Here is a 17170-nt window from a genome sequence, read left to right as displayed (position 1 = left end):
GCGAATTTTCCGTTTCATGCTGTCTACACTACCAGATTCATTTACTCGAAAGAAGGCCAGCCAACTTGTCGGCTTGTGTAGGATCGAGCTTCCGGAGATGGTCGAGAGCGTCGAGAGCCTCCGGCTGGTCACCCTGTCTTCCATACGCCAAGCCGAGGATGAACCAAGCCTCTGAAAGATGCGGTTTCAGTGTGACTGCTTGGCGGCTAGCTCCGATTGACTCACTGTATTTGCCCTGCGCAAAATACGTCCAGCCGAGGCCATGCCAAGCGTAGGGGTCATCCGGTTGGAGCTTGATTTCTTGTCGATAGGCTGCGATCGCGTTATCCTGATACTCGGAGGTCAAGGCGAGGTTCACCCAGCTCGGATTGAGTTCGACAGCGTCGATGGCATCGTAGTTTCGGTCCGCTTTGGGATATTGGCCGGCGTTCAAGTACCAAGCCGCTAGGAAATCCGGCTGCACCTTGAATACTTGACGGTAGGCTGCCATAGCGTCGTGGTGCTTGCTCTGATGCCTGTAAACCAAGCCTAGGCTGAACCAAAGCATTGGGTCATTCGGTTTCAGCGCGATTGCTTTTTTGCAGGCGGCGACCGCATCGTCGTGCTTGCCGTGACGCCCGCAGGCCAAGGCGAGGTTGCAGTAAGCCTTCGGATCATCCGGCTTCAATTTGGTCACTAGGCGGTATGCTGCTATCTGGTCGTCAGGCGTAGGTAAAAACCAAAACTCAAAGTCAGGCTTAAGAAAGCGAGGCAACTCGGAAGCTAGGCGCGGTTCGTCGAGAGCGTCTGTAAGGGCTTGAATCTTTTGTCCAATGGAGTGGATTTCCGTTTGTTGCCTGTCGATCCTTTGTCGCTGCTTATTGAAAGCAAAAAACACAACTCCAACAATCGCGGCACTCAATAGGACATCGTAAAAGTCTCCAACATCGTCAGGCGTGTTCTCATCGGTAATCGTATTCAGTTTGGAACGGACGAAGAGAAGTGATTTGCCCACACCCGAATACAGTACAACTACGCACAGCACAAAGACGAGCACCAAGCCAGTACGAACGGCGAGTTTTCCGAGAACACGTTCTGCATCTATTCCCCACCGCTTGCCGATCCATTGCAGAAAGCGTCCCCAGTTCTTGCGTAACGCTCTACAAATTGAGATAAAGCCACAGACTACTCTGTCAACAAACGCCCAGAAATGGCCGGGATCTTTGTTTGGGGTTCGGTTGTCTCCGCTCATTTCCCTTCCTTCTCGGGCGGCGGTGGTTTTGGTGTCGGCTGGCCGTGTTTCTCCGCTTTGAGGGTGAAGATTGACGCGAGCGCAATGGCAATGGCGACGACGTTGACGACAGGCCACATTGTCCGCGTGAGATGGACGCGGACTATGGGGTTGTAGATGGCAGCCGTGATCCCGAGAATCCAGCCCCACCCTTGTTGGTTGCGCGCGGCGGCGCGCACGGTGGCGAACGCAAACACGCCACAGCACACCCACCGAAGCAGGACGTAGTATCCGTAGGGGTTGCCAGGGAATAGCGCCACCAGCAACATGCAGATTGCGACAGTCTGAGGAATCCAGAGCCGTTTCATCGCGTCACCAAAAGTCGTTGGACGGGCAAAAAGGGGGCGCGAACTCAACGCACCCCCAGTAGAGGCACCGCTAAGCGCCCGTGCAGAGAGATACGCCAAGCCGCGCCCTTGGTGGGCGCGCGCCGGGCTGGTCTCTGCACAATGAAAATTAGCGGTTTTCTACCGAGACCGTAGCCGTAGCTACGCGAAATAGTTGGTCAGTTGTTTTCGGTCAGTATGTAGTGTTTCTCCTCTTTGCTGCGTATTGTACGCCCCGTGCCATAGAGCGCAATTGCTTTCGGTGCGGCTGAAGTGTTATGCGTGTGAGCGTGGCAGGAAAAGCAAAGAGTCTCACTATAGGTAGCGTGACGGAAACGCCAGTGAAGCCGTCTTGGGTTCAGCAGCAACCGCAGTGGGTTGGCAAGGTTTGGACCGCACGGGTAAAAATGTACCTACCCGGTTTGAATAAAAGAAAACCGGCCTTTAGACGAGGAGCGCAATGCGGCCTTGTGTACGCTCTTGAAATCGAGCAGAGCCGCAGGGTACGCGCCGATCCTAAGATGCCAAAAAACGCCTCACTAGAACGGGTGATAAAAAACACAGCGCTTGTCACACCGGGTATCTTGCCGGATTTGGAGCATGTTCTTTGGAATCGTTTGCTGCCCGATGTTAGAGAGTACCTGCGCGGTTTTATCTTCGGAGTAGAACAACACGAAGCAGGTAGAAAGAGAGAACGTGCCGGGGATGAGTACGGCCCGATTGCACCGACTTCGCACCGCAAGGTGTACGACAAACTCTTGAAGAACATCCCAACCATTGAATCGTATCGCCACACGCCGCACCCACATGTTGAGATTTTCAAGTTCCTGAAAGAGCAGGGCGCGTTTACAGCGCCGCCTAGCCATGAGACGCTACGAAAGCTCTTGCAGCGCTTGGGAATCACCAAAATTAAACCCGCACCTTAGCAAAATCCTCTCCCCGTCTCGCGCCTATTCTTCGCTACGTGGACATGGTTGGCGTCGCTATCAATGTCCACGACCGGGCAGTTGTCTTCTGCGAATATCACTCTCGCGTCACCGTTGTGGTAGCGCGGCTCTGGGGTAATAGCGGCAGATTGCAGCCGGGCCGAAAAAATTTTGCCGCAAGTTGAACAAGGTGAAGCATGAGCCAATGCGCAGCGAGCGTTTTTAGTCCGGCGGAAGCTGGGCGGGATTTGGGGTGCAGCGCGTCTACGGTGAAGCGCGTGGCAGCAGACTTGCGAATTGAACCGATCCGCACCATAGGTGGCGCGCGGTTGTTCACAGGAGAGCAGGTAGATAAAATTAGAGTCGAGCGGGCGCGACGAGCGGTGGACGCGGCACGGCAATGACCACCGACCCCGCGCAACGTCGCAACCTTGACCTATTCAACCCCGGCGAAACCTCCAAGGGTATCGCCGCGATAGTCGAGAGCGGGCGTGTGTTTGAAATTCGAGCCTTAGACGCTCGCTTGGGCGGCCAAAGCTACCCGCGAACTGTGAGCGGGTACTTTGACAACGCAAAAAGTGCCGTTGATGCGTTGTCGCAAGTCACATCTGCGACCGGGATCTATCTCACACTAAATCCGGTTGTGCCCGACTTGCTGGCCCGTTGTAAGAATCGTCTCAAAGCCGCAAAAAGCGGAGAGGCGACAGGCGACATACACATTGTCTGTCGTCATTGGTTGCTGATCGACATTGATCCGTTCCGTCCAAAGGGGATTTCGTCCACTGACGACGAAAAGAAGCAGGCGGCAATTCTGGCGCGGGACATTCGAGACTACCTTCGCGGGCTGGGTTGGCCGGAGCCTGTCGTTGCGGATTCAGGGAACGGCTGGCACTTGCTCTACCGCGTTGCTCTACCGTCTAATGATGGCGGACGTGTCCAGAGGGTACTGCGGGCGCTGTCTTCGAGGTTCGACAACGATCACTGCAAGGTTGACAAGGGTGTTTTCAACCCCTCGCGGATCGTGAAGTTGTACGGGACGCTTGCTCGCAAGGGTGATTCATTGCCAGACCGTCCACATCGGCTATCGCGTATCAGAAGTATCCCGGTACCTATAACGACTGTCAGCCAGTCGCAACTGGACGCATTTGTTGCAAGTCACCCTGTCACCAGCACCCCAGCCGCAAGCACACCAACATCGCCGGGGCGCAACGGTCAATTCAGCTTGGCGGATTTCTTGACGAAACACAGCATTGCCGTCAGCGGAAAGAAGCCGCTCGCGGATGGCAGGACAGCGCACTTGCTCGCGCAATGTCCATTTGATGAAAACCACGGCGACCACGGCGAAGTTGCCGTTTTTGAGTCGCTGGGCGGCAAGCTTGGCTTTCAGTGTAAGCACAATGGATGCGAAGGCCGGGGCTGGCGGGATTTTCGCAAACACTACGAGCCAGAGTATTGTATTGATGCGGAATGGTCAGGGGGGCAGCACGAAGTCACAGTCCGTACTCTAGACCAGTTCACCGCCAACGAAGGCGAAGCTTCCAAAACCCTCGCGGGAAAGCGTTGGTTGTGCCGTGGCGGTTCAGTGTTGTGGTGCGGGCCTACCGGAATCGGGAAATCTTCTTCAGTGATGCAGGCGGCAATCGAATGGGCGCTAGGCCGTCCGTTCTTTGATATTAACCCAGTCGGCAATTTGCAGGTGTTAATCATCCAGGCTGAGAACGACGACGGTGATATGGCCGAAATGCGCGACGGGATTTTTCGAGGGCTGAATCTTGGTGAGGAATATCGGGTTGCCGTGTGCAAGGCAATTCTAGTTGTCTGTGAGTCCGTCGCCACTGGTCAGGAGTTTATCGTTTTGCTTACCGGGCTCGTTGCCAAGTGCAAACCCGACCTCGTTATCATTGACCCGCTTTTCGCTTATTGCGGGTGCAATGTCTCTGACCAAGAGCGCATGTCTCAGTTTTTGCGGAATGGTCTAAACCCCATTCTACAAGCGAACGGATGCGGCCTGATTCTGGTACACCACACGAACAAGCCCAAGACGGGGAGAGAAAAACCCGACTGGCAAGCTGGTGACTATGCATACCTCGGTTCCGGCACGGCGGAATTGGCGAACTGGGCGCGGGCTGTAGTAGTCATCCGCAGCATAGGCTCGCATGATGTCTTTCAGATCGTGCTCCCCAAACGTGGCAAACGGGCCGGTCTGATGGATCACAAAGGTGAACCCCGCTACTCATTCCACGTCAAACACGGCTCGCCCGGTATCTGCTGGGAACTGGCGAGCGAAGATGATTTGACGACACAGGGCAAGACGCCGCGACCGGGTAAAGACGACCTCCTGAAGTTGATCCCCGATGACAGCAGCATTGGCATGGCAAAGCTGCTGAATCTCGCGGGTGATAAGGGTATCGGCCAGAATCGCTGCCGCAACCTGTTGGCGGAACTTCGCGAGGACGGCAGGGTGTTTGAGTGGCTGACCCCGCGACCGGGCACCAATTCAGCCAAATCGTACAGCCAACGACCGCAACCTGAATGTAGGCCATGAGACACTTTCACGGACACTTTCACGGCAAAAACGGGGGGGTGAAAGTCTCTTCGGCCAGAGAACAAGAGAGACACTTTCACGGGGCATATTTCTATATGCCCGTGAAGGTCCGTCTCTCTGTGCGGGAGTGGTTGTGTACTGATCTTCACGGACACTTTCACGAGTTAGAACTATGACTTCCAAACCCATCACGATTTTGTGTGATACCCGCAACGACCGGAAAGCGATGTTGAGGGTGAACCATTCTCTTAAACCATTGGAAAAGGCGGACGCTGAAAAACAGCATTTTGAGACCGACAAACTAGCTAGATCATCCAACCCGGCAATGCGAAAACGGGCTCTTGATGGAAAAAGTGTAATGCAACGTAAGCTTTGTGAAGTTTGTAATAACGCGGTTTTTAGCCGTGCAATGGCTTGGCGCTCAAGGGTTGTTCCAAGTGTAACAGAGTATTTGGCTCTCCAGGAGCGTTACGAGTGTAACAGGATGGAATTGCAGAGAGACAAGCGCGCGGTGGGATCGCCTTCGCGAATTTGCCGGGGTGCGCACATGAAACGGAACCCCATTTCGCTACCCGCTGTATATTTCGCGCCAAGCCTGGCAGTGGAATGGCACCGTCATCTACTGCACTGGGCGTGCGCCTTACTTGGCGCATTTTACAAGCGACGCCCGACCTCTAAGCCGGGCTTAGATTGTTGTGCGCTGGATCGCGCAGAAATATGCGCCGGAATTGCCAACAAATTTCCGCTGAGTTTCCGATGGCATACCGTTGGTCAACCGATGGAACACCGTTGGTCAACCACGGTGCGTGTGCCGCTGTGCCATTGTACGGCTCGCTGCGTGCCGTCAACGTCTTGCTCGCGGGCTGCGCTCCACGTTGCACCGCACGCGCTCCGCCAGTGGCAAGCTCGTAGGGCTTCACGCTGGGGAAGATCGCTGCCGACAGGTGACGCGGGGAAACATCCGAAAACGTGTCCAGCACAAAATCAGAAAGTTTTCGCAATCAAAGCCAAACGCGGAAAAACGGAGACGTTTCCTGCAATAGGTGCTTTCCGCTGGCTCCGCGATTCCAGCTTTTCGCGTGCTAATCTCGCTCCCGTGATTCACGAGAAAACCTTCGCACCAGCATGATGCAAGCGACCGCCACAACCACCGAGAGGCGCTACTTGGACGTGAGAGGCGCGGCAGCCTATCTCTGCATGACAGAGGGGGCGGTCTATGCGGCAGTGGCGCGGCGTCAGATTCCATTTCGACGGCTGGGGCGCAAGTTGGTGTTTGACGCGGTGGAGTTGGATGCTTATATGCACGGGCTGGAAGGCGTGGACGTGAATGAAGCGGTGGCGAGACGATTGCACAATGGCACGGTGAACACGCAGGCGAATTGAGGATTGACACGAGATATGTCTGTGATATACTTCTCTCCAATGAAAGGTTGGACAGCACAGAAGATTAAGCGCGTGCGCGAGGCGGCGGGACTGACGCAAGCGCAATTGGCTGACTGGTTGGGCGTGACCAAAATGCACGTCAGCCACTTGGAACAAAATGTCCGCCCGCCTGGTCCGCAGACTGTGCGGTTGTTGTGCGTACTGTCGGAGCGGGTGAAGGCGTGCAAGATCGGACCGTCCAGCCATAACTAAAGCGAGGCGAGGCATGAAACATATCTACAAACGCGGCGACAGTTGGTATTACCAATTTACGGTGAAGGGCAAACGGTTTCAGGGCAGCATTGGCGACGTGAGCAAGGCGATTGCGCGCGAAGTTGCCGAAAAGAAACGGGTTGAGGCGCTGGAGGGTAGATTGGTAGAGCGGCCAATCAAAGCGCCCTTGTTCGGACGTTACGACGCGGAGAAGGGGCAGTTCACCGATGCTGTCGAGGAGTACCGCAACTACTACCGGCAGAATCACAAGGTGCGGTCGGCGGAGCGGATGACGTATGCGTTGCAAGCGTTGTGTGGCGTGTTCGGCTCAAAGCGGCTTGACGAGATCAGTCCCTTTGGCGTTGAGCAATACAAGGCGCAGCGCAAGGCGGCGGGTTATGCGGACGCAACGACAAACCGCGAATTGGCGTGCCTAAAAAACCTTTTCAACATGGCAATCAAATGGGATTGGACGGTGGACAATCCGGTGCGGCAGGTGCGGTTTTACCGCGAGAATAACGCTCGGGTGCGGTGGTTGACGCGCGAAGAAGAGACCGAGTTGCTGAGGCACTGCGACCGGCGATTGAAGACTCTGGTGCTGGCAGGCGTGGACACCGGCTTTCGGGCGGGTGAGCTACGCTCATTGCGCTGGCAGGCCGTAGACTTTGGACGCGGCACGCTTTCGGTTGCCAGTTACTACACCAAGAACGGGGACCCGCGATGCAATCCGATGACTAAGCGGCTGGCGCAGGCATTGCGGGAGTACAAGGACGGGGCGGAAAACAGGGCGGACGGGCTAGTGTTCGGCCCGCAACAGTGGCGCAAGTCGTTTGAAAGTGCGAAAAAACTTGCGGGACTGGGCAAGGACGTTGTATTTCACTCCCTGCGGCACACGTATATCAGCCGATTAGTTATGGCTGGCGTGGACATTCGCACCGTGCAAGAATTGGCAGGACACAGGACAATCACAATGACGATGCGATACGCACACCTAGGGCCTGAGCATAAGCAGCGGGCGGTGGCCAGATTGGACGCCGAAGTGACTGCAAATCTTACGACAGTGCCTTTTGCTGATTCGGGTGTATCGTTGGAAGTTCCTCAGTTTCAACAGGTGGCTAGGTAGCTCAGCTGGTAGAGCACTGCACTGAAAATGCAGGTGTCGTCAGTTCGATTCTGACCCTAGCCACCAGTTTTTTTTGATGTGCGGCCACGAAGGAGGCCATCGAACTTGCTGAGCTTCTTCAATTTTCTCGCAGGAATCGCGTTGATGCTTCTTGGCATCCGCAGTTTGCGGACAGGTTCTGACCGGGTGTTCGGCGCGAAGTTTCGGGAACTGCTGCGAGGCGCCACGCAGGGAAGGGTCCGCGCGGTGCTGGCGGGATTTCTGGTGTCGATCCTGGCACCGAGTAGTACGGCGGTAGCATTGCTGGCGGTGGAAGCCGTCAATGCGGGTTATGTGGCGCTACAGCAAATGCTGGCGTTGATGTTGGGAGCCAATATCGGCTTCACGATCACCGTCCAACTGCTGGCTTTTAAGTTCTACATCTACAACTCCGTCTTCATCGCGGTGGGTGCGTCGCTTTATCTCTTTAGCCATCGTCAAACCGCCCGCGGCGCGGGTCAGGCGCTTCTGGGAATCGGGTTCCTGCTGTTGGCGATCGAGATGTTGTCCCTGGCGGTCGCTCCCTGGAAGGACAGCGCGGAGATACGCGAAATGCTCCGAGTGCTGGAGAATCATCCACTGGGGTTGATGGCGTTCGCGCTCGCGCTGCAAGTCGGGCTGCAAAGTTCAACCACGGTCATTGGCATCGCGATCGCCTTGTGTGCGCAGCAGGTACTTCCCTTGGACGCGGCCGTGGTGATGGTCCTCGGCGCGAACATCGGGATTGCGGTGACCGCGCTGATTGCGGGTTATGCCCGTACCGAGACCCGGCGCATGGCGATCGGCAATTTGCTGTTCAAGCTGGCCGGCGTGGCGATATGCCTGCCGTTGCTGCCATGGTTGATTCGCGTGCTACAGCCATTAAGTCCGTCAGGCGACACCCAACTTGTGGCGAATGCACATACGTTATTCAACGTGGCCCTTGCGCTCGCCTTTCTGCCGCTCGTGCCCGCCGTCGCCCCGCTCCTGGAAAAACTGGTGCCCGCACGCGCCGAAGCCACAGGAGAATTTGGGCCTCGGTATCTTGACGAGTCATCGCTGGAAAGTCCGGCGCTGGCGTTGGGGCAGGCGACGCGTGAAATCCTGCGTATGGCGGACATCGTGCGCGAGATGTTGCGGAACGTGCATCGCTGCTTCCAGGAGGGGAACGAAACGTTGTGCGAGGAGGTTCGGAAGGAAGACGACAAGGTTGATCTTCTCAACAACGCGATCAAAGCCTACATCACGCGGCTGTCGGAACAAGCCCTCAACACTGCGGAGTCACGGCGGGAAATTGCGTTGCTGACGTTTGCGACGGAACTGGAAAACATCGGCGACATCATCGACAAGAACCTGGTCGAGTTGGCGGAGAAGAAGATCACGCTGCACGTGGACTTCTCCACGGAGGGGCGGGTGGAGTTGGAAGGGTATTTCCAGAAGGTGCTGGAGAATTTTGAGATCGCGATCTCGGCGTTCGCCAGCCAGGACAAGGTGCTGGCTGTCCAGTTGTTGCGGCACAAGCATCATATTAATGAACTGGAACGCGACCTGCGTAATCGCCATTTCCATCGCTTGCACGAGGGCCTGAAGGAGTCATTCGAGACGAGTGCCGTCCATCTTGATGTGCTGACCAACCTGAAGGCGATCAATTCCCATCTGACCGCGGTGGCCTACCCGATTATTGAGAACGGGCTCGGTTGATGAGCGAATCGCACCCGGCCTGAAGCAGCCTCTTGCCACAAGCGAATTCGACCCATACACTGGGTGAACGATGCCATCTACTGAATTAACCTGCGGCGCAGAAAGACCGATGTCCTCTGCGGACTCATCCGTGATTCACACCCCTGCCAATTGGTTTGAGCCGTTGGATTGGAGAAGGGTGTTTGCCGCGGAACTGCCCGTCGAGATCGACTTGGGCTGCGGCAAAGGAGCGTTTTTGTTTTGGGCGGCGTGCACGCAGCCGCAGCGGAATTTTGTGGGTGTGGATCGGTTACTGCGGCGCTTGCGGCGGGTGGACCGCAAAGCGGTGTGCGCCGGCTTGCAGAACCTGCGCCTCCTGCGCATTGAATCAACCTACCTGATTTCAAAGCTCATCCCCGATCATTCGGTTTCGACGTATCATGTTTTGTTTCCCGATCCATGGCCGAAGCGGAGGCATCACGGACGCCGACTTATTTGCGCGCCATTCCTTGCGGATGTACGCCGCACGCTGGCAGTCGGCGGCGCCGTTAACTGTGCCACGGACCATCAGGAGTACTTCGAGTGGATCCAACGCGAGTTTGAGAAGGACGGCGGGTTCATTCAAAGCCAGCCAGCGTCATTGCCAGAGGAGGCGTCGACTGACTTTGAACGGAAGTTTGTGGCGGCTGGGAGGGAAGTCTATCGCAGCCGATGGCAAAAGCGCTAGTGGTCGCCTCGGTCGCGACCTGCCTGCGCAAGGAACGATGACTGGAAAAATGTGATTATGCAGGACTGCCCCCTTTCCGGGCAGGCGGCGTGTGGTTGATAACCTCGAGACCGAATTGTTTGATAATGAGACCTGACCCCAATCCATTTGTGTTTTCTTCTTCATATTGATGGCTTGGGTTGTTTCGCCCTACGGGGATTGGCTGTGGCCTGCAAGCTCATGCGACGCTCGCAGTCATCGGTGGCGCGTCTTGCTTCCATTCGGGTCACCTCGTTGATCATCCTTGTGCTTTCCATCGCCTATTATTTCACAGTCTGCTTCCCATCGACCCCGAAACACCTGGACATCACACCATATTTGATGTTCCCAATCCTGCTGTTCATCGCCAGCCCGATTATATTTGGAATCCTGAACAGTTTCCTTGGTTTCATCCCTCCGTCGCGACTCGTTAAGTAATCTCTGATTGCCAGTTCCAAAAGGTGACCTCGGATTCCTTCAGGTAGCAATCTCCTACTTCGGCAGCAGCGCGGATATTTCTTCGCAAGTAAGTTTGAAATGCCCATGCCACGTTCACTAGATTCTTCCGATGCCTCTTCCCTCGTCAACTACGTCATTTATGAAGGTGTGCGTTGATGAGATTTGCAATTTGGGTCCAATTCAGTGGAATGACGATCGTATTCCTGTTCCCTGGATCAACCACACCGATGACAACTACGAATTCGTCTCCCGTCTTAGGCAACGGCGGCAATCGGTATCCTTCTATCAGCTTGTCAGCGTCACTACCTCTCTGAACCAGTTTTGGGAACCCGTAACTTTGCAGCAATTTGTCGGCGTCTTTATTCTGCTGCTTGGCCCCCATTCTCACAACATCTTCAGTGACGTCGACCGCCGGTCCTGGCGCTTTCACGGCGATGAGGCTCCCAACGTGGCTTCGCTCGCTCCTGTCCGCCTGCTTCTCAGCGCCGATGAGTATCGCCATGTCACCCTTGATAAACGGGGTCTCTCTTAACCAGCACAGAATGATCACTTTGCCGTCAGAACATTTGTAGGCCAGATCGGCAGAAGGTGCTAAGTCAATCCCACCCTTGTAGTGAATATAACCGAATCCATTTGTAATAGGGATAAACTCGGGCTTGGACGGAGGGCTACATCCAAGAAATACTGGCGACAGAAGAGAGAGCCAAACGAGAGCGCCAATCGCCACGTTAATTCGTATCCGTCGCGCCATGGCCAGGGAGATTACAGGATAATTTGAAGGGCGGGAAGCACTGAAATACTTTGGGGTAAACGGGCGGTGCGGCTTACCGGGCCGGCTTGTGGAGACCTTCGGTCGGGCGGTGTGCGCGGTCAGGAGACAGTCGCACAACCGGGGGATGCCAGACCGCCGCCGGGACGGCGGCAGCTACACCGGGCTTTCTTCTGGACATCGTATTCCGATAATGGTAGGATTTGGTGTGTTCTTTGAGAATCATTGAATGGAACGGAAGTTCACCAGGAAGATAGCCTTCGTTGCCAAAGCCTGAAGACGAGCCAAAGAGCAGTAACAGGCGCCGCGATGGTAACGTCGCTCCCACGTTCCGAGGGGAAAGGAGAGGGGCCATACGTGTTTCTGCGAAACGAACCCATTTTATTTGGAGGTCAAATTCAATGGTTCTGTTTGATTTGCAGAAGCTTACGTTGTTTGCAGCGGCGTTTGCAAATGGGTTCGTTTTCCAGAACGAACCCATTTTAAGGGGGTCTGTAGGGTCGTTTTCATCGAGAAACGGGTTCGTTTACCGCAGACGGCGACGGTGTCTCGTCGGTTCCGGCTCATGAAAACATTGAAAGGGATCGAGGCCTGACTCTTAGCAGGATGCGGAACGGTTCGAGATGTCTGGATGTGTCAGCCAGTGGCAGTCGAGGGCCTTAGGCATGTCGCGAGGGTTCTTCGAAAACGTCGCGCGAATCGTCTGTCGCTTCGCTGCCGAGATCGATGGGGATTTGCGGTTGCTCGCAGGCCTGGCGCAACACAGCGGCGATTTGCTTGACTGCGCTGACGGAGTAGAAGCGCACCAGGCCGAGCGTCGTCTTCGGGCCGAAGACCGTCATCAGCATCGCGTCGTCATTGATCGCGGACATGAGGACGTGCGATTGCCGGCCTTGTTGGTGCAACGCGGAGAACTCGGTCTCCCCGACACGCAGTGCCACTTCGCGCGTTGCCGCGAAACTGCCCGCAGCCAGCGCCGAGAGAATCGTCGGGTCGACGGTCGGGGGGATTTTTCCGTGCTGGCTGAGGATGGAACCGCCTCTTTCAATGATTAGCGCGAACGATGCGTCGGATTTGTCGAGAAAGTCTTCCAGCGCCTTCAGCAGGCTCTCCGCCGATTCAATCGTCAGGATTGGCATTGCGTGCATATCAGTCGCTAGCGATCACCCGGTTGTTTGTCGTTGGATCAGCGGCGGGCCGCCGCGGCGGCGATTCCCGAAAGGGCCGTCGTCGCCGGCGTTGCGCTGCGCTGTTGTTGTTTGTTCGCGGCCGTCTCATTCTCGCGCGCGAACTTCTGCAACAGAAGCCGCGAGATGGCGTTGAGCGTGGCGAACACGCCCTGACCGGAGGTTGCAATACCGACGAAACTCGGCACGCGAACCTTGCGGTTGTTGAGAACGAAATCGAGGTAATGCACCGGCGCGGGGCTCCCGACGTCGCGCTTGTTATATTGGACCACGTAAGGGACTTGGTCGAGGCTCGTGCCCTGGCGCACGAGGTTCTCTTCGAGGTTTTTGAAGCTCTCGATGTTCTCTTCCATCTTGTCCCATTGTGAATCCGCGACGAACACGACGCCATCGACGCTGCGCAGGACGAGCTGGCGCGTGGCGTTGTAGATCACCTGGCCCGGCACCGTGTAGAGCTGGAATTTGGTCTTGAAGCCCTTGACGACGACGGCGTTGAGCGGCAGGAAATCGAAGAATAGCGTGCGGTCCGCCGCGGTCGCCAGCGAAACGAGCTCGCCTTTGTGCGCTTCGGCCACCTGGCTGTGGATATAGGTCAGGTTGGTTGTCTTGCCGCACAACGCGGGACCGTAGTAGACGATCTTGAATTGGATTTCTTTGTTAACGTAATTGATGATCGACATGTCTGGGGGCTCCTTACACAGCGGCCCGCTGACGACACAGCGGGGCAAGTTCCTGGCTGATGCGCTCACAACGGCGCAACAGCGCTTTGCTGAAGTGACGGTTATCGTGGAGAATTACGAGGAAAATATCGCCCGCGCGGAAAATACTGAGCGGTTGCTGGTCGGTGAATACGGACAGACGGGTAACCTCTCCCACGCGCAATTCTTTCGTGTACGTACCCACCTTGTTGAACAATTCCGGGGCAAAAACGCTGATGGTTTCCTGGTCCAGGTGCGGCGGCAATTGGCCTGTTACAAACACACCATCCGACATCGCAAGAATGCAACCCGCGACACCTTCAAGCTGGCTCGTGAGCCGAACCACTTCCTGCAGCGTGAGCTCTTCGTTGTGCTCGACTCCCAGCAGACGGTTGAGCCCGCGCCGCGCGGTGCCGGCCAGGATGCCAAATACCTTGCGGGTGACGCCGGGAATTCCATGCAAATCTTCCAATGATTGGAACCCGCCGCGCGCATTGCGGGATTCGACAATTCGCTGTGCAACGACAGGACCAACGCCTTCGATCCGGGCCAATTCTTCCACGGTGCGGGAATTGAGGTGTGCCAGGAATGAATTCGGGGCCGGAGCTGCGCTCGGTGCCGGTGCGGTTGGCTCTGCTGCCTGTACCTCGTGCACGATTTCGGGCGTTGCTGGCGCCGTCGTCTCGACAACGGGGGTCGGCGCTTCCGCAACAGGCGCGGGAGTCTCGGTAACAGGTTCCGACGTCTCCGCAAATATGGGGGACGGGCTGACAACTGGAGCAACTGTCTCCGCGACCGGGGTAATGCTCACCGGTTCGGTCGACGCGGCAATTGGCTCCGTCGGCTCGGGTGTTGCGACGATAGCCGAGGGTTGTTCCGTGAACACTGGTGCGTCTTCCGCGATTGACTCGAAAGGCTGTTGTTCCACAGGTGCGGGTACTTCGGCCGCGGCTTCCACTGGCGCAACCGGCGTCTCGATATCCGGTTCCGACTGGAACGCGGGTTCGACGGCTGTTGGCTCTGTGACGGCGGATTTCTCCGCAAAGATGGAAAGCTCCTCGTCGGCAAAGGTACTGGACGGGATCTCGATTGATTCGGATGTCGGCTCCGGAACGCCTGGGGCGCTCACGGGCGCAGATTGTATTGGCTCAGTGACGGCGGATTTCTCCGCAAAGATCGACACTTCCTCTTCCACAAGCGTGTCGGAGGGGATCTCGATTGGTTCGGTTGTGGGTTCCGTCGCGCTCGTCGCGGGCTCGGACTCCGGTTGTACCGGCTCGGGAGCACGGACTTCGACGGGTGCGGACGTAAAGGATTTTTCTGCAAAAGGAGTGGGGATCTCGCTGTCGCTGAAATCGATCTCCTCCAACTCCGACGAGTTTGACTGACTGACGAAAAGATTGGGGGGCAATTGCGCGACGATCTCCTGCAGCGCGATCGGGATCGTCTCATCGGAGATTTGGGGCAACGGTGAAGCCAGAATGCCGCGTGGCATCAGGCCCACGGCAACGCCGAGAGGCAGGCGGACGCGCGCAATCTTCAGTTGCGGCAACACCAGGTCGGATGGCAGCGCAATCCGCGAATCCAGATCGATGCGCCGCCACAGGTCGGTGCGCGGACAGATGAAAAACTGATCCGGCATGACGGCGACCAGGCTTCGCAGACTGACGGTGATCTGATTGTCGCTGGACGGCGCCGAAGGCGCGGCAACTTCGGGCCGAGGTTCATTCACCGAAGGAATGGGTTTTGCCATGACTGCCGCCAGGGGACGAGAGGGCGGCGCCATTTCTTTGGCCGGCTCGGGGAAACTGGTTTCGAATGACCTCGGCACAGGGACTGGTTCCGGTGCTTTCGGTTGTACGACCGCAACGGTTTCTTGCATCTTGGCAGTCTCTTGGGGAATGATGTCTTTATCCGAATCATCAAAAAGTTTCGGGAATTGCGTAAACTCCGGTGCGTCGATATCGAGCGCCGTTTGTTCCTGGTGCTGTAGCAAGTCGGCAGGCAACGCACTCACCACTTCCGCGAGCGGTAGTACGACTGCGTATTGACTGTTCCCGTTGGGAAGCGGGCGTCGCACAGCGTTGTCCGGTAACAGGGTCAGCAAGTCCGCCAGCGCGATCGTGACCCTGCCGGTCGCCAGCTGGGGGAGCACCCAATCCACGGGAATGTTGATCGTGATACGTGCCTGGGATTCTGACGCCGACGGGGAGAGGAAGCCCGCGGGCAACTGTTGGGAAATCGTATGAAGAGCAACCGGAATCGTCTGCCCGTTTGACGCCGGCGTGCGTGACTCACGGCCCAGACGATTATCCCCCGACGATCCAGATGTGGGCTCGGCATCGGCAGATGTAATTAACTGCGTCTCAGCCAAATGCAGGTTCGGACGTGCCGTTGGGGACGGTGGAACAGCGACGGCTTTGGTCGGCTCGACCCTAGAACTGCGAAAAAACGGCAATCTCATGTTTTTTCTTCCCTCAGTGTTTTCCAAACGATTTGCGAGGAGCTATTGAGCAGCCGGTATGCCACGAACAAGTCCGTACGGTAGAATAAGACAAAGCCGTTATCACAAGAGTCAAAATCTCAGGTTTGCGAGTTGGAAGTGGGCAGCCGGAGGCTCGTTGAAGACTTTAGAGTTCACTGCCCGAAACACGCAGTACCTCGTCGAGGGAGGTGAGGCCGGCCTTGGCCTTTTCAAGGCCTGACATGCGCAGGGTTTTCAGGCCTTCCTTCAATGCCAGTTCTTTGAGGGCTTTGGCGCTGGTGTTGTGCAGGATTAGCTCGCGAATCGCGTTGGTGACACCCAGCACTTCCAGGATCGCCATGCGCCCGAGAAACCCCGTGTCTTTGCAGCGCGAGCAGCCCCGGCCGCGGTAGTACGTGTTGGCCGAGGCCTCTTCCTGGCTCAAGCTGAGTCGCGTGATCACGTCCGCCGGGACCTTGAACGCCTCCTTGCAGTGGGGGCAGATCTTGCGGAGGAGACGTTGCGCGCACACCATCAACACGGATGAGCTGACGAGGAATGGCTCGATGCCCATGTCCACCATACGGGCGATCGCGCCGGGCGCGTCGTTGGTATGCAGCGTAGAGAGTACCAAGTGACCCGTCAATGCGGCTTTCACTGCGATGTCCGCGGTTTCAGAGTCGCGGATTTCGCCGACCATGACGATATCGGGGTCCTGACGCAGGATCGAGCGCAAGCCGCCCGCAAACGTCAGCCCGACCTCGGTTTTCACTTGCACCTGGTTGACGCCGAGCATCTGGTATTCGACAGGGTCCTCAACGGTCACGATGTTCACATCACTCGTGTTCAATTGCGTGAGCACGGCATAGAGTGTGGACGTTTTGCCCGAACCCGTCGGGCCCGTCATCAAGATCATTCCATGCGGCGCATCGATGGCGTTTTTGAACTTCTGCAATTCGTCGGGCGCAAGTCCCAAACTTTCGAGGTTCATGTTCAGGTTGCCCTTGTCGAGCACACGCATGACGATCTTTTCGCCATGAATCGTCGGCAGGATCGAAACACGCAGGTCGACTTCGCGGCCGGCGAGTTTGATACGAAAGCGACCGTCTTGGGGCAGGCGGCGTTCGGCGATATCGAGGTTCGCCATGATCTTGATGCGCGAGGAGATGGCCGGCTGCAGGCCCTTGGGCGGCGCGGCCGAGTCGTAGAGCACTCCGTCCACGCGGTAGCGGAGCCGTAGTTGTTTCTCGAACGGCTCGATGTGAATATCGCTGGCGCGGTCTTTGATGGCCTGGACGAGCATGAGGTTGACCAGCTTGATAACC

16 protein-coding genes and 1 tRNA gene are annotated in these 17170 nt (G+C 56.7%); 9 read left to right on the top strand and 8 right to left on the bottom strand.

All coding sequences use genetic code 11. The features are described 5' to 3' along the window. Positions 1-37: 37 nt before the first annotated feature. Together VNL17_06700 and VNL17_06695 are read right to left on the bottom strand one after the other, a co-directional pair. The gene (locus VNL17_06700) at positions 38-1231 is read right to left on the bottom strand and encodes a tetratricopeptide repeat protein (GenBank protein HXI83763.1); all 1194 of its coding nucleotides are present in this window, start codon (positions 1229-1231) and stop codon (positions 38-40) included. Continuing rightward, a complete protein-coding gene (locus VNL17_06695) occupies positions 1228-1578 on the bottom strand; it encodes a DUF6804 family protein (GenBank protein ID HXI83762.1) in 351 nt (116 codons plus the stop codon). The genes VNL17_06700 and VNL17_06695 overlap by 4 nt, the downstream gene beginning before the upstream one ends. 308 nt (positions 1579-1886) lie before the next feature. Between VNL17_06695 and VNL17_06690 the strand changes: the two genes are divergently transcribed. Together VNL17_06690 and VNL17_06685 are read left to right on the top strand one after the other, a co-directional pair. After that, on the top strand, positions 1887-2522 hold the full coding sequence (locus VNL17_06690; protein HXI83761.1) for a hypothetical protein: 636 nt from the start codon (positions 1887-1889) through the stop codon (positions 2520-2522). A 643-nt stretch (positions 2523-3165) separates the two neighbouring features. Beyond that, positions 3166-5067, top strand: a complete 1902-nt coding sequence (locus tag VNL17_06685) for an AAA family ATPase (protein HXI83760.1) — start codon at positions 3166-3168, stop codon at positions 5065-5067. 674 nt (positions 5068-5741) lie between these two features. On the opposite strand, the gene VNL17_06680 is transcribed toward VNL17_06685, so the two are convergent. Next, a complete protein-coding gene (locus VNL17_06680; protein ID HXI83759.1) occupies positions 5742-6047 on the bottom strand; it encodes a hypothetical protein in 306 nt (101 codons plus the stop codon). 145 nt (positions 6048-6192) lie between these two features. Between VNL17_06680 and VNL17_06675 the strand changes: the two genes are divergently transcribed. From VNL17_06675 to VNL17_06645, 7 genes are all read left to right on the top strand, one after another. Then, positions 6193-6450, top strand: a complete 258-nt coding sequence (locus VNL17_06675; GenBank protein HXI83758.1) for a helix-turn-helix domain-containing protein — start codon at positions 6193-6195, stop codon at positions 6448-6450. A gap of 39 nt (positions 6451-6489) precedes the next feature. Beyond that, a complete protein-coding gene (locus tag VNL17_06670) occupies positions 6490-6702 on the top strand; it encodes a helix-turn-helix transcriptional regulator (protein ID HXI83757.1) in 213 nt (70 codons plus the stop codon). A 13-nt stretch (positions 6703-6715) separates the two neighbouring features. Next, entirely contained in the window at positions 6716-7825 is a 1110-nt protein-coding gene (locus VNL17_06665) for a site-specific integrase (GenBank protein ID HXI83756.1), read from the top strand. Next, positions 7816-7891 (top strand) — tRNA-Phe (locus VNL17_06660). Before VNL17_06665 ends, VNL17_06660 begins: the two co-directional genes overlap by 10 nt. 39 nt (positions 7892-7930) lie before the next feature. Then, positions 7931-9544 carry a Na/Pi cotransporter family protein gene (locus VNL17_06655; protein HXI83755.1) on the top strand — a complete coding sequence of 538 codons (1614 nt, stop codon included), beginning with the start codon at positions 7931-7933 and terminating at the stop codon, positions 9542-9544. 130 nt (positions 9545-9674) lie between these two features. Then, positions 9675-10250 carry a tRNA (guanosine(46)-N7)-methyltransferase TrmB gene (trmB, locus tag VNL17_06650; protein ID HXI83754.1) on the top strand — a complete coding sequence of 192 codons (576 nt, stop codon included), beginning with the start codon at positions 9675-9677 and terminating at the stop codon, positions 10248-10250. Positions 10251-10469: 219 nt separating this feature from the next. Beyond that, complete coding sequence (locus VNL17_06645) at positions 10470-10706, top strand: hypothetical protein (protein HXI83753.1); 237 nt, start codon at positions 10470-10472, stop codon at positions 10704-10706. A gap of 154 nt (positions 10707-10860) precedes the next feature. Here the strand turns inward: VNL17_06645 and VNL17_06640 are convergent, their stop codons facing one another. The 5 genes from VNL17_06640 to VNL17_06620 form a co-directional block, all read right to left on the bottom strand. Next, a complete protein-coding gene (locus VNL17_06640) occupies positions 10861-11454 on the bottom strand; it encodes a hypothetical protein (protein HXI83752.1) in 594 nt (197 codons plus the stop codon). A 701-nt stretch (positions 11455-12155) separates the two neighbouring features. Continuing rightward, the gene (locus VNL17_06635) at positions 12156-12644 is read right to left on the bottom strand and encodes a roadblock/LC7 domain-containing protein (protein ID HXI83751.1); all 489 of its coding nucleotides are present in this window, start codon (positions 12642-12644) and stop codon (positions 12156-12158) included. Positions 12645-12682: 38 nt separating this feature from the next. Continuing rightward, positions 12683-13363: a gliding-motility protein MglA gene (locus VNL17_06630; GenBank protein ID HXI83750.1), complete on the bottom strand. Its 681-nt coding sequence runs from the start codon at positions 13361-13363 to the stop codon at positions 12683-12685. Positions 13364-13376: 13 nt separating this feature from the next. Next, positions 13377-15845, bottom strand: coding sequence for a helix-hairpin-helix domain-containing protein (locus tag VNL17_06625; protein HXI83749.1), 2469 nt, complete (start codon positions 15843-15845; stop codon positions 13377-13379). 166 nt (positions 15846-16011) lie between these two features. Then, positions 16012-17170, bottom strand: a 1159-nt coding sequence (locus tag VNL17_06620) for a GspE/PulE family protein (GenBank protein HXI83748.1), incomplete at its 5' end; no start/stop codon positions are given.

It is taken from the genome of Verrucomicrobiia bacterium, assembly GCA_035577545.1.
Lineage (GTDB): Bacteria > Verrucomicrobiota > Verrucomicrobiia > Palsa-1439 > Palsa-1439 > Palsa-1439.
Note: the sequence above shows the minus strand (reverse complement) of the source record. Positions and strands in the feature narration are given on the sequence as shown.

What these genes read in the sequence shown, in the direction of transcription:
- VNL17_06630 (HXI83750.1), bottom strand. Translation starts at nt 13,363, where the DNA reads ATGTCGATCATCAATTACGTTAACAAAGAAATCCAATTCAAGATCGTC.
- VNL17_06670 (HXI83757.1), top strand. Translation starts at nt 6,490, where the DNA reads ATGAAAGGTTGGACAGCACAGAAGATTAAGCGCGTGCGCGAGGCGGCG.
- VNL17_06645 (HXI83753.1), top strand. Translation starts at nt 10,470, where the DNA reads ATGCGACGCTCGCAGTCATCGGTGGCGCGTCTTGCTTCCATTCGGGTC.
- VNL17_06665 (HXI83756.1), top strand. Translation starts at nt 6,716, where the DNA reads ATGAAACATATCTACAAACGCGGCGACAGTTGGTATTACCAATTTACG.
- VNL17_06625 (HXI83749.1), bottom strand. Translation starts at nt 15,845, where the DNA reads ATGAGATTGCCGTTTTTTCGCAGTTCTAGGGTCGAGCCGACCAAAGCC.
- VNL17_06635 (HXI83751.1), bottom strand. Translation starts at nt 12,644, where the DNA reads ATGCACGCAATGCCAATCCTGACGATTGAATCGGCGGAGAGCCTGCTG.
- VNL17_06700 (HXI83763.1), bottom strand. Translation starts at nt 1,231, where the DNA reads ATGAGCGGAGACAACCGAACCCCAAACAAAGATCCCGGCCATTTCTGG.
- VNL17_06695 (HXI83762.1), bottom strand. Translation starts at nt 1,578, where the DNA reads ATGAAACGGCTCTGGATTCCTCAGACTGTCGCAATCTGCATGTTGCTG.
- VNL17_06675 (HXI83758.1), top strand. Translation starts at nt 6,193, where the DNA reads ATGATGCAAGCGACCGCCACAACCACCGAGAGGCGCTACTTGGACGTG.